This window comes from Nitrobacter vulgaris, assembly GCF_031453995.1.
Taxonomy (GTDB): Bacteria; Pseudomonadota; Alphaproteobacteria; order Rhizobiales; family Xanthobacteraceae; genus Nitrobacter; species Nitrobacter vulgaris.
The window spans coordinates 178,391-191,569 of record NZ_JAVDPZ010000001.1; the positions used below are offsets into that span (position 1 = coordinate 178,391).

Genomic DNA, 13,179 nt, shown 5'->3' on the forward strand with positions numbered 1-13,179 from the left:
GCTTGTCGATGGTTTCGGTCTAATCGCCTACCTCGCCTCCCTCGATGGCCGGCTCGAGGCGTAGCGCGCGTTGACCGTAGCCAGGCGCGCCGCTGGATCCAGAAAGCAACAGCTCGCTCGCCCGAGATCGGCGGCAGTCTGCATAGGAGGTCCCCATACTCGGCCCCTTGCGCTAGATGTCTTTGCGGCTAGAGCGGCTCTTTTCTACGAATTGGTAATGCTAGACCGAATTTAATATGTTGATGCTGCCATTTGTTTTACCACTAGGTATTGATAACGCCCGACTCACGAGCACTCTCTGATTTCCACCTCCGGTAGGCCGTGCGCCATGCATCATTCATCGCATGAGAATACTACCATAAAGGCTCGTAAATACTTTGAGGTTTCCCATGGCCGATCAGGGTCGTTGCGATAAGCTCACTTATTCACCGGTTTGAACGCGACTAAAGGCTGGGGCGATTGCACTTGCTGAGCACTTCAACCCATGCGACGAATCTGCTGCTTTCGCGTGCACGACTCGGTTCCCCAAACCGGCCGTAAGGGCGAAGGCGTCGGAGGATCGGGGGCAGAGTTCGTGCATAGGTTTGTGATGGCGGCCGCCTCGACGGTCTGGCGACTCGCCGGGCGGACGGCCAAGATGGCCTCCTTTCTCCGGAGGTCCATCTAGGTGCCGAGCTATCTGGAATTTTTCGCCGGCGGTGGAATGGTGCGGGCCGGCCTCGGTGGCCGGTGGAAGTGCCAATTCGCCAACGACTTCGACCCGCTCAAGGTCCGAGTCTACGCGGACAACTGGGGCAAAAGGGAAATCCTCGAAGGCGACATTCATCGGCTCGAGGCGGAGGATCTCGGCCGCCGCGTTGATTTGGCATGGGCCTCGTTCCCCTGTCAGGACCTGTCCGCGGCCGGCAACGGTCTAGGTATCGGCCAGGCCGAAAGAGCCAATCGGACGCGCTCCGGAACATTCTGGGCGTTCGTTGACCTCATGAAGCTACTGAAGTCCAACGGCCGGCTGCCGAGGATCGTCGTGCTCGAGAACGTCGTGGGTCTGCTGACTATCAACGGCGGCGAGGAATTCAAGGCGGTCATCGCGGCCTTGGGCAGGTTGGGGATGCGCGCCGGCGCGCTCGTGGTCGACGCGCGGCATTTCGTTCCCCAGTCGCGGCAGAGGGTCTTCATCGTCGCCGTTTCGAAGTCGGCGAAGGTGGTGGACGAACTGGTCCGCGACGGGCCGCATCCGATCTGGCATCCGGATCCGCTGGTGAAGGCCGTGGAGAAACTGTCTACGCAATGCCGCGAGCAGTGGATGTGGCTCAATCTGGGCACCGCTCCCGAATTGAAGAAAACGCTGAACAAGGTCGTGACGGACCGGCCGGCCGGCGTCGATTGGCACGAGCCCACGGAGACCCGCCGGCTGATCGGGATGATGTCCGACGTGCACAAGCAGAAGCTGTCCCTGGCCAAGAAGTCAGGCAAGCGCATCGTAGGGACCCTCTCTCTGCGGATGCGGCCGTCGAACGGCAGGACCGTGCAGCGGGCCGAAATCTGCTTCCGCGGCCTGGCGGGATGTCTCCGGACCCCTAAGGGAGGGGGCTCCAGGCCGCGCGTCATCGTCGTGAAGGGGGGCGATGTGCGGACGCGCCTTCTCTCGCCGGCGGAAGCGGCGTCGCTAATGGGACTCAAGCCCAGTTACCAACTGCCCGAGGCGTACGATTACGCGTTCAGGGTGATCGGCGATGGCGTCGCTGTGCCCGTTGTGTCGTTCCTGCGCGCGAAGCTTTTGAATCCGCTTCTGCGCTCGATGAAGAAGCGCCGCGTCGCAAGCGGACGCAAGCCGAGGCGGGCCGCGCGCGCATCCCAACCGCGCAACCTCCGCGACGGACCGGAGCTTCGCGTCTGAGATGCCCATCGATCTGCCCACCAGCCTATCCGATTGGGAAGAGGCGCTGACCCGGCGCTTTCTGACGGCGGCGGGCGAGGGCGTCGGTCCGATCAGATCCTTCGACATCAGTCCCGAAACGTTGGCTCTCACGGCCGGAGCGGATCCTTCGGCAGGCTTCCAGGCGGTCGCCGCATTCAAGAAGGCCCTGCTTGCGAACAGATTCGCGCTATACGCCGCGCTGGAGGACGGCGTCTTTAACAGGAAGCTCGCCGCGGACTGCCCCGGCTGCTTTGCTTATCTCACGCTAACGATTTTCGTCGATAGTCAGATGGACGGGGACGATGCGGAAGGTTCCGAGCAGTTCAGACCGAAGCTCGCCGCGTTCCTCGGCGGGAGCCGCAGCTTCTCCAAGCTGTCCGGTGTGGCGTCCATGTGGAAGTCGCTGCGCGATTGGCTGGCGCGTCAGGCGAAGGCCGGGAAGCCGTTCCGAAGACTCGTCCTTCCGGACGACGGCCGGGTCCAGATCGGCTACACGCTGCGCTTGTCGTTTCCGTCCCGCCGAGACCACACGTTCCTCGGCGACTTCTTCGACCAGCATCCGGGAATCACTGCCGATGAGCGCGCGATGCTCGGCGCGCTGCGCAATCTGGTCGACCGATCGAGCGCGTCGCCGGGACTGCACGACGCCTTCGACGAATTCCATGCGGCTTATCTCGGCGGACAGCGCACGCTTGCCGACCACCGGTTCTGGAAATTCGTGCTGTCGGTGGCCGAGGCGCGAAATCTCGATTTGCCCGCCGACGTTTCGCTCGAGATCTACCCCGACGAGGACGGACTGCTTCAATTCAAGATAGAGGTTGCCGGCGAATCCGACAGCAGGAGCGTGCACTGGACGCTGCAGTCGGCGGTGGAGGCAGTCGGCAATCTTGGCGCGTCGAACCTGCGGACGGTCGTGGAGGCTGGGTACGTGGTCTTCAAGCGCGTTGGCACCGCGCGCTGGTCCGCGGTGCCTCGTTTTTCCGACTGCCGCGGAGAGGTCAGGGTCGGGCTCTGTCGCCGTCTGACCGCCGCCGTCGGTTCGAAGCTTGGCAAGCTATGGTCCAGCGGCGATTGGAGCCTGACGATCGATCCCGTGTCGATCGCCAAGGTCGAGGACGCGCTGCGACGGATGCTCGCGAAAAGCGAGATGCCGCCCACCATCTCGGGCGTGACCCTGATCGGGGGAGTGCGGACCGATCGTCATTGGCTCGGACGGCGCACAGTGCTGCCGAAGATCGAGACGGACCTGGGACTTCCGACGATCGGCACCGAACGCGAAGCGAACGCCCAAGCGCCGGTGTGTGAAGAAATCGGGCCCAATCTGTATGCGATCAGGGCCCCCCGCCCGCTGACGGGCCTCTTCGAGCTAAGAGGCTCAGCGACGGCTGCGACGCGGCTTCAGTTCGTCGCGGACGCGTTCGTTCATGAGGCGCGCCCGCTGGCGAACGTCGTCAACCTGCCGGAGTGGAACGATACGGCAGAGTTGCGGTCGCGTGTCGCCGAGCCGCCCCAGAATTGGGACGATGTTCCGGAGCCGTTGGACGATCTTCTCGAAGCGATCTACGCGGGCGGCCGCGATGGATGGAACGAGTCCGATCTGATCCCCCTACTGGAGAGGGTTGTACCCGAAGAGATCAACCGCTGGGACTTCCTTCGCAGCCTGCAAGACGCCACCACGCTGACGCCATTTCTGCGCGCGCGATTCCGCGGCCGATCGTGGGTCCTGGGTCCGGTCGCTCTGATACCGCTGCGGTCCCGATCCCAGGATTTCGTCCTGATCGACGGATGCGTGCCGGCGTTGCTGCAGCGCGACTTCAAGCAGGCCGTGAAGGCGCTTGGCGGACGCGCATTCAGGCGAATGACGTCGCCTTGGAGTGTTCCGCTGATCGGCGCCGTGGGCGCGCCTATCGAGAAACTGAAAGAACGGCTGGACTGGCCGACGAATCGCGCGACGATGCCAGGCCGCCGCCCGGCGTCGTTCGACGACGCGCCGATGCGTCCGCTCAACGCCTACCGGCAGGAATACGCATCGTCCTGGGGCGCGGGCCGCTTCACTTCCGACGGATCACCGTCGCCTGTGCGGCTCACGCGCTGGGTTCATCTGGGCGAGCGCGACCACGACGTCTACGTCGTGGTCGGCCCCGGGCAGGAGCGGAGGTTTCTTTCCCGCTGCAGCGCGATCGTTCACGCGCACATGTCGGCGGGCATAGCGATGTACCGATTCGACGCCGATCGCCTTGTCCGGACGGGTCGGGACGGGTTTCTGCCTGACCAAATCTCGCATTGGCTCCGGTACGAGAATTTGGCCAACGCGGGGCCATTGCCTTCCAGCGGATATGGTTACGCCGCCCGACAGGGCCAGGCGGCAAGAATCGCGGCGTTGCTGCCGGGCGCTATTGACGCCGGCCTAACGCTGCGCGCCCCTTGGGACGTCGTCGCATCCGCCAGACGCAGCGGCTTCACCGAGCGGTTGGTATTCACGGACGGGCGCTTCGTTTCGGGAAGAACGCCGTTCAACTCGACGCAATGGAGTAGGGTATGAGCGTCAGCAATACTTTTGTGGTCGGCCAGTGCACACGCGCGCGCGACTCCGTATTCCTGAAGGCGCGGGCGCAATCGGTCGACGGATCGATGCGGGATCTCACGCATACGTCCCAGAACGAGTTTCCGCCGGACGGTGAGATCGAACTGCGCGGCGCACGCGCGACCTTGACGCAGGATGACTGGGCGATCGCGAAACCCGTTCTCGACGGACCGCCGCGGCGCCGGCGCTGGGTGTCGCAGACCGCGAGAAAGCTTCTGCCGTTCGACGACCTCAGCTGCCTCTCCAATCCCGAAGCGGCGCGTAGGCTTCTCGTCGAGACCGGCCTGCAGGACGGCTTCACCGGGGAAAAGATCTTCCGTACCGGCCCGCAGGAGATGATCGTGGTCACGATGACCAAGTCGGAGGATGGCCGGAGCCGCGCGACGTCGCCCGACATGGCGCGGCTGCCCCTCTACCGCTTCGATCCGGCCAAGGTCCTCGCTATCCCAATGCCCGGCGGTTCGATTTCGCTAATGGAGAAGAACCATCAGTCCCCGGAAGCCGGGGTCTCCAACTGGATCAGCGACGCTCAGTACGTCGAGCAGATCGTGCGGGGCGAGCTTGCGGCGGAGGACGGGGAGCAGCGGGCTAGGGCGGCGATAGCTGCGACCCTACTCTCGCATGCCGACAAGCTCGCCAGCCTGGTTTCCGGCGCGGGTGAGCCCGATCCGAAGATTGCCCGCGAGATCTTGAGATCGCGCCGGCTCGGCGAACTTCTGGCGTCGAGGCCCGCGCTGATCGCGGAGTTCATGAGCGCGCTGCGGCGCGACCCCGATGTTTCGGCGCGCATCGAGCAGGAGATATCACGGTTGACGATGGAGACCATCGAAACGAAGCGGTCCGAGCTTACCGCGGATTTGGCTGCTTCCCTCGAGGCGGAGTTCGCGAGCGTGAGGCGGGAGCGGGCCAGCAAGCTCGAAGCGGAGTTGACCGATCTCGAAACGTCGAGCCTGCAGGAGTTGCAGGCGAAGATCGACAGCCAGACGAACGCGGCGCTCTCGGCGATCGAGGTGAGGAAGGCGGGCCTCGAGAGGGCCGTGGCCGAACTGGAGAAGACGCGCGACACGCTGCATTCAAACAATCGTCTGAAGACCGAAGAGATCGACGCGCTGAATGCGGACGTCGGCAAACTGACATCGGATGTCGCCGATCGCAAAGCGGACCTCGACCGCCTCCTTCGCATGGAGCAGGTCCTGCAAACCGCCGGCGATCGATCAACAAAGCCCAAAAGGGCGCCGTCGTTCCCGCTTTCCAACCCCTCGCCGACAGCGACTCCGCTCTCCATCGGCGAGATTCCGACTTGGCTGAAGGCTTCATCGCTGCTGACGGACGTCGGAAGGCTTGGTGTCGCAAAGCTCGCCGCGCTGATCCTGAGCGGCGGCGTCCCGATCGTCGCCGGTCCTGAGGCCGACGACGTTATCGACGTGCTCTCTTCGATGCTCGCCGGAGGCGCTCTGACGATCTTCGATTGCGATCCGACCGTCATCAGTTACGATGACCTTTGGTGCCGACCGGGCAGCCCAACGCTGACCACGCTCGGTCTAGCCTTGGCGGACGTGCAGAACACAAGGAGCGTTCGTCTCTGCGCTGTCCGGTGCGCTGAGCTGTCGCCGTCCCAATTCTGGATCGAGACGCTGCGGCGCGCGGCAAAGCAACGTACGCTTCCGAAGGAATTCCTGCTCTGCGTCTCGCGCGGCGGCGAAGCAGAGGGCGAGGACTCGAACGACAGGTCGTTGTTTTGCGCCGAGGGATGGATCGAAAAAAATGCAGGTGTTCAGGCGCTGGCCTTGGTCGACGACGACGACTTCTGGCGTATCGCGGATGTCGCTGCGCTTCCGCTCGATCGCCCCGCGGCGCTGAGCGCGATCGGGACATCGAAAGCGCGTCTCTCGATCGCCGACACCCGCTGGTTGGCGCAATTCGTTCCTGTAGCAAAAGCGGTTCTTGCGGTCGAGGCCGGACCCTTCGTGAAGGAAGTTTTAGAGTCAGTTGCGGCCGGCACGAAGCCGGACTTGAGGCTGGTCGACAACCGAGGACCTTCGCGTGCTTGATCCCATCGGTGGCTTCGAGCGCATCAAGGACTTCTTCATCTCCTACGTTGAGACCGCGTTCCGGATCTCCAGCGAGGAGACGGCCGGACGCCGCCGCGCGCTTCTGGAGTCCGACGGTGCACTGGCGACGGTGCCGTTCCTCGAACCCGTTCTGCGGTACGAGCAGTACGAGGATCCGCTTGAGAAGCTGATCTCCGACGAACGGCTAAGCCACCTCTCGGAGGCCGGCCGTAAGGCATTCGTCGAACTGGCTTTGTCGGGCCTGTTTGACGGCGAATCGGCCGCCGGTTCGATCAAGCGAAAATCGATGTACAATCCGTACATCCACCAGGTCGAGATGCTATTCCGCGGGGCGAAGCGGGGGAAGCCGGGAATCGTCACTTCAGGAACGGGCTCGGGTAAGACTGAGAGCTTCATGCTTCCTGTCCTGGCGACGCTCGCGAACGAGGCGGTGAAGTGGCCTGCGCCTCAACCGGGTTTCCTTCAGGAGAGGTGGTGGGCAGGAGGCGACCCGTTCGTCCACATGCGCCGCAACGAGAGCCCGAAACGCCCCAAGGCGCTCCGCGCGATCATCCTCTATCCGATGAACGCCCTGGTCGACGACCAAATGGTCCGTCTGCGGCGGACGCTTAACTCGCACGAGGCGCGCGCCGTGATGGATGAGCACTTCTCGGGAAACCGCATCTTCTTCGGACAGTACACCAGTTCGACTCCCGTCACGGGCTACGAAATCCACCCGCGGCGATCCAAGGACAGGGGCGAAAAATCGCGCAGAGCGCGCAGAGGAGCTCTTCTTCGGGAGGAGATGCGCCGCTTCGAGAGCGACCAGGCCGCGGCGCGCCAGCACGACGCCGATGCGCGCCAGGCTGCTGCGGCGGCCGGCAAGAACGCGCCCGACCCGACCAGGTTCATCTTCCCGTCGGTGGACGGCGGCGAAATGGTGAGCCGGTGGGATATGCATCGGGCGCCGCCGGACGTCCTAGTCACCAACGCGTCGATGCTGGGAACGATGCTGTCGCGCGAGGTCGAAGACCGGATCTTCGAATCCACGCGCGAGTGGCTGGCGGGCGATCCCGACTCCTATCTCTTCCTGATCATCGACGAATTGCATCTCGTGCGCGGTTCGGCCGGCACTGAAGTGTCGTTCCTCATCAAGTCGCTGCTGCAGCGTCTGGGTCTCGACAAGCCCGAATTAATCCACAAGGTCAGGATACTTGCGTCGAGCGCATCGCTCCCGCTCGATCCGGAGAACGAAGCGCAAAGCCTGCGATATCTGCGCGACCTCTTCGCGCCCTATGGCACCAGCCAGAGCCCCGGCGATCCCGGCACCCTGGAGACGGCGTTCTGGCGCGACTGTGTCGTTCCGGGAAAGCCGCATCTCGACCGGATCGCGCTCGCCCAGCTGCCGATAGGACCGTTCGCGGACCTCGTCGCCGCCTCGGATCCGAAGAACGAAGGGCTTGTCAGGGACGTGCCGCGATCCAGACCCGTCGAGGCGGCGCTTGAGAAGATCGGCGCGGCGCTTGGCTTGAATCCGAAGGATTCCGAGTTTGTTCAGACGCTCTCGCGCCGCGCCGCCGAGATACTGACGAGCGCCTGCATCGATGGCGACAACGTGAGGGCGACCTCGATCGACCGGCTCGCGGCCGCCATTTTCGGAGACGCTGGCGCCACGCACGCGTTGAAAGGCCTGATGTTGGCTCGCGCGCTTCCGGAGAGCGAAGGCCACAAGGGGGCGACTCCGCAGGGCCTTCCGTCGTTCCGCTTTCACGGATTCATTCGCAACGTCGAAGGGCTGTTTGGCTCGGTCGATGTCGGGAACACCGAAATCAGGATCGGCGACCTTACGATCGAACGCGGCGTGTCCCACGGCAGGCCCATAGGCGACTCTGCCCGCGGCCGGCGCCTTTTCGAACTCCTGTATTGCGAGGCCTGCGGTGAGCTTCTTCTCGGCGGACAACGCGGATCGAGCGCCGGCAACACAAATGTGGTCGAGCTTCTTCCCTCGGCGGCGGACCTCGAGGCGATTCCTGAGAAGGCGAGCTCGGAATACTACGACAAGATGACCTGGGCGCAGTTCGCCGTCTTCTGGCCGAAGTCCGCCACCCCCCGGACATCCGAACGCGGCTACGATGTTTGGACGAAGGCGGCATTGGACCCGAGCACCGGAGCGGTCACCGAGCGCGACGACGTCCCGTCGGGCCACATCGGCGGCCACATTTATTTCCAGACCGACGCGGCGATAACCAACTCGCGCGGAAAGACCGACCGGTTAAGGATGGCACAACCCTTTTGCTGCCCGAAGTGCGGGACGGATTACTCGTTCCGGCCCAGAACCGGCCGAGCGAGCTCGCCGATCCGCGCGTTCCGGACCGGCGTCGGCAAGGCCTCGCAGATGGTCGCCACCGAGCTCTTCGAGCTTCTCCACGCGATCCGCGCCGAGCCGAAGAGCATCGTGTTCTCCGACAGCCGGCAGGACGCGGCCAACCAATCGCTGGAGATCGAGCGGCTACATCTGCGGGACCTGCGCCGTGAGATCTTGGTAACAGCAGCGCGCGAATGCCTCGCGGAAGCCCAGGCGAAGTACGTCAGCCAGGAGGAGAGGGAGCGGATACTCCGAGGGCTGAAGGACGACATGAAGGCTATGATGGCCCGCATGACGCAGTGGACGAAGATAGACGACGAGTTGAAGGGCATAGACCTCGGCTCGAAGAAAATCCGTCTCGACTATCTACTGCAGTACGGTAGCAGGGACCGCGCGCTGTCGCGGATCACCGCCGAATTCGTCGGTCTCGGCATCCATCCGTTCGACGAGGTCGGCAGGGCGAAATTCGACGACAAGCCGTGGTGGGACGCGTTCGGCCGATTGGCGGGAGTGGCCCAATTCTCTCCTCAGCTGCCGGCAGACCGGCAGCTGGACCTGGAGAGGAGGATTATGACCAACCAGTACGAACTGGTCGAAGACGTGATCTTCGCCAACACGTTCTTCGCGCTGGAGGAGACCGGTCTGGCTTATCCGTCGCTGTTCCAAAAGGCGAGCGACGAGACACGCAAACTAGACGCGTGGCTGCGTGTCTTCGCGAGCGCGTCCAGGGTGCGAGAAGGAAAATATTTCGACCGCAACAATTACATGACCTGGGACAGGCCGCAGGCCGTGCCGAAGAACAACCGGGTTCGCCGGTTTGGCGACAAGGTGTTCGGCTCGGGTCTAGACGACGGCCTGCAGCGGGTTCTCGACACTTTTGACGCGCAAGGCCATTCCGGCGGCGTCGTCGAGGTCGGCAAGCTGCATTTGCGCGTTACCGAGGCGGGCGACTCGTTCTGGAGATGCGAGTCCTGCGAGCGTGTCCATCTCCATCGCGGAGAGCAGATCTGCACCCGTTGCTATATGCCGCTGCCGGACAATCCGACTGGCGCGGTTGACGCCCTGTGGAGCGCGAACTTCCTCGGACGGCGCATCGTCCGGGGACACGACCAGGGCATCAAGCGCTTTCGCCTGAAGTGCGAGGAACTGAGCGGACAGACAGAGAATTTTTCTGACCGCCTTCGACGGTTCAAGGACATCTTCGTCGGCCAGTCCAACGAAGTCGGCCGCCTCGCGGAAGAGATCGATATGCTTTCGGTAACGACGACCATGGAGGTCGGCATCGACATCGGCTCGCTGCAGACGGTCTACCAGGCCAACATGCCGCCGCAGCGATTCAACTATCAGCAGCGCGTCGGCCGGGCGGGGCGCCGCGGCCGGGCGTTTTCGTTCGTGACGACCTTCTGCCGTGGCCGCAGCCACGACGCCTTCTATTTCCGCCACCCCCAGTCGATTACCGGCGACGCGCCGCCGCCGCCGTTCCTCGCCGTGGACCATGATCCGATACCTCTTAGGCTCCTCAGGAAGGTATGGCTGCGCGCCGCCTTCTCCATGGTGCGCGACGAATGCATCGAACGCGGCGACATCTATCCCGGTGACGACCTCGTGCCTCCGGACGTCCACGGCGAGTATGTGCCGACGGGCGAATTCTACGCCGCCGGGTCGCTTTGGCCCGATCGATTATTGGCGGCCCTGCAGCAGAGGCAGTACGTCCGCGACCGCTTCGTGCACTCCGCCATCCTGGATCCGGCGCAGCGCGCGCGTCTGCTGGCGGCGTCCGCGCCCAAGACGCTGCTCGACGAGATCATGGGCCGGAAGGATGCGGCGCCTCGCGACAACGCCGGCCTCGCGCAATTCCTGGCCGAGCAGGGTCTGCTGCCGATGTACGGAATGCCCACCCGCGTGCGCAACATGTACCTGGGAATGGTCAGGGAGGGCCGCGGCTCGGATGAGGAGTTGTCGTGGCTCTCCATGGACCGCGACCTCGAGATGGCCATTTTCGAATTCGCGCCGGGCAGCGTGCTCGTAAAGGACAAAGAGAAGCATAAGGCGGTCGGTTTCACGGGCAGCATGCTGGAACCGGAGCGGCGAGGCAAAAACATCATGGCGCACCCGCCGGTGACCAATTGGATCAGCGAGTATGGCTTCGTCGGCTGGTGCGCTGCCTGCGGCGCGGCCAAACACGAACGCGAACGGTCGGTCGGCACCGTGCAGTGCGACGATTGCCGGGCCGACATACTCCCCGAGCAATTCCGGCATTACATTTCACCCTCGGCTTTTCGGACCGACTTCCGTCCGGAAGACGGGGATCTCGAGGAGGTCGGCGTGATGTCGACCCGCACGGTGGCGACCGTCGCGCGCGAGGGCAAACCGCAGGACGTCGGAAGCATCCGGATCCACGCCGGTGCCGGCACGACGATCATGCAGTTGAACGACGGCCGCCCTGACGATCTCGGGGAGCAGCAGCTCTTCGAAGTTGACATCATGACTGATCAGGACGTCGCCGCTTTTCCGCGCGGCGTGCAGCTCGAGCAGCAGGCGATCGACACCAAGGTCTCGATCAAGGAGAGAAACAAGCGCCTTCAGAAGACCGCCGACGGGATCGGCCAGTTCGGCTTATTCGCGCGGAAGGCGACCGAAGCCGTGTTCGTGGAGGCCATCCGGTTCAACGATCGGCTGAACATCGATCTCGTCACCAAAAGCGGCGACCGCAGGCACATCGCGGCCCGTGCCGCGGCCATCAGCGCCACACATCTGCTGGTGCAGAAGGCCGCGCTCGAGCTGGACGTGGCGCCCGACGAGTTCGAGGCGCTCGAGCCGCGCCTGCGGCAGGGGCGGCCGATGCTGCAGATCGCCGACACGCTGATCAACGGCTCGGGGCTTTGCCGTCGGCTTTGCCAGCCTGGTGCCGACGGGCGTCCCGACATCGCCCGTCTCATGGACGAAGTTCTGACGGCGCGCGACGAATGGCCTCTCGTGGACTTCATGGACGCCGAGCACGAAGCGCAGTGCTCGACCTCATGCTACATGTGCATCCAGCAGTATCAGAACAGGCGTTATCATCCGCTTCTAGATTGGCGGCTCGGCCTCGCGTACCTGCGATCGATGACGAACCCCGCATTCCAGTGCGGCCTCGACGGCGACTTCGATTCCTATCCGGAGCTGAAGGGATGGCTCGAAAAGGCGCAGGCCCAGGCTGAAGCAGTTGCTTCGATGCGCCCGAAGTTCTGGCGGGCCGAACGGGTCGGGACCATGCGTTTGCCCTGTTTGGTCGAGACCGACGGAAAGCAGCGTGTCGTCCGGAGGCTGGTGGTGGTCCATCCGCTGTGGCGCGCCGACCACGCGCTTCTGAGCCGCCTGGGCGTCGAGGCTCTTGGAGTTCGCACGCTTCCGATCGACACCTTCGATCTCGAGCGGCGGCCTCTCCGCGCGTTGGAGATGGTCGAGGAGAGGAGGCCGGCACCTGCCTTCCAGGCCAACGGCGATTAGCGAAGGGGCATCGAAGCAAACAGGCGGCGAAGGATTCTGTCCAATTTGGCGGTATCCTTCGCCTGGCACTCCCAGATGACCGCGCATCGCCATCCGGACTTTTTCAGGAGCTTGACGGATTCCTGGTCCCGACGCATGTTTCGACGAAGTTTCTTCGTCCAATAATCGACATTGGTTCGGGGTATTCTCGCCCTTTCGCAGTTCCGGTGCGAATGCCAGAAGCAACCGTTCACGAACACCGCCGTTCGCCACCGGGGGAAAACGAGATCAGGTTTTCCGGGCAGATCGGCACAATGAAGTCGAAAACGGAGACCAAACGCATGCGCCGCTTTCCTCACGACCATTTCGAGGGTCGTGTTCTTCGATTTGACTTGAGCCATCGTCCAAGAGCGATGGCAAGCGTAGCTTTCTTTGGACTTGGGCTGCTTGCCGGTCCCTCTGTCAGCCCGTTTTGCACGGGCCCGGCCTGCGGCTCTGCGATGAACTGCCATTGGTCGTCCGTATGGCGCGCGGCGAGGGCGTTTTCGAGGCCGTCGAATATGGCTCGCCTTATCCGGCACGCTCCGCGGCAATGATAGCAGTCTGGATAATACGGGCGGGACGAACTGAATGCCGCAACTGCAAAACAGCGAACTAAAGACATTCATCGAAGACCATGAACTCGAACGTCTTGCCCTTGATGAGTGTTCACGCCGTATCCGCGCAAGTCCACGATCAGATCCCCGACCCCTGCTTCGTTACAAAGCAACAGTCGGCGCCTATCTGAGCCTTA

Annotated in this window: 5 protein-coding genes; 4 read left to right on the forward strand and 1 reads right to left on the reverse strand. The window is 63.5% G+C overall.

The genetic code is table 11. The annotated features are described in order from the left end of the window. The first annotated feature begins 667 nt into the window (after nt 1–667). The 4 genes from GGQ85_RS00850 to GGQ85_RS00865 are packed head-to-tail and all read left to right on the forward strand — an operon-like array spanning nt 668 to nt 12,407. Nucleotides 668–1,897 (forward strand): DNA cytosine methyltransferase, encoded by a 1,230-nt coding sequence (locus GGQ85_RS00850; RefSeq protein ID WP_309772803.1) that lies wholly within the window; start codon nt 668–670, stop codon nt 1,895–1,897. A 1-nt stretch (nt 1,898) separates the two neighbouring features. Next, nucleotides 1,899–4,460, forward strand: a complete 2,562-nt coding sequence (locus tag GGQ85_RS00855; protein WP_309772804.1) for a hypothetical protein — start codon at nt 1,899–1,901, stop codon at nt 4,458–4,460. Further along, on the forward strand, nt 4,457–6,553 hold the full coding sequence (locus GGQ85_RS00860; protein WP_309772805.1) for a hypothetical protein: 2,097 nt from the start codon (nt 4,457–4,459) through the stop codon (nt 6,551–6,553). Before GGQ85_RS00855 ends, GGQ85_RS00860 begins: the two co-directional genes overlap by 4 nt. Further along, entirely contained in the window at nt 6,546–12,407 is a 5,862-nt protein-coding gene (locus GGQ85_RS00865; RefSeq protein WP_309772808.1) for a DEAD/DEAH box helicase, read from the forward strand. The genes GGQ85_RS00860 and GGQ85_RS00865 overlap by 8 nt, the downstream gene beginning before the upstream one ends. On the opposite strand, the gene GGQ85_RS00870 is transcribed toward GGQ85_RS00865, so the two are convergent. Next, on the reverse strand, nt 12,404–13,054 hold the full coding sequence (locus GGQ85_RS00870) for a very short patch repair endonuclease (RefSeq protein WP_309772809.1): 651 nt from the start codon (nt 13,052–13,054) through the stop codon (nt 12,404–12,406). The two genes, GGQ85_RS00865 and GGQ85_RS00870, sit on opposite strands and share 4 nt — an antisense overlap. Nucleotides 13,055–13,179 lie beyond the last annotated feature (125 nt).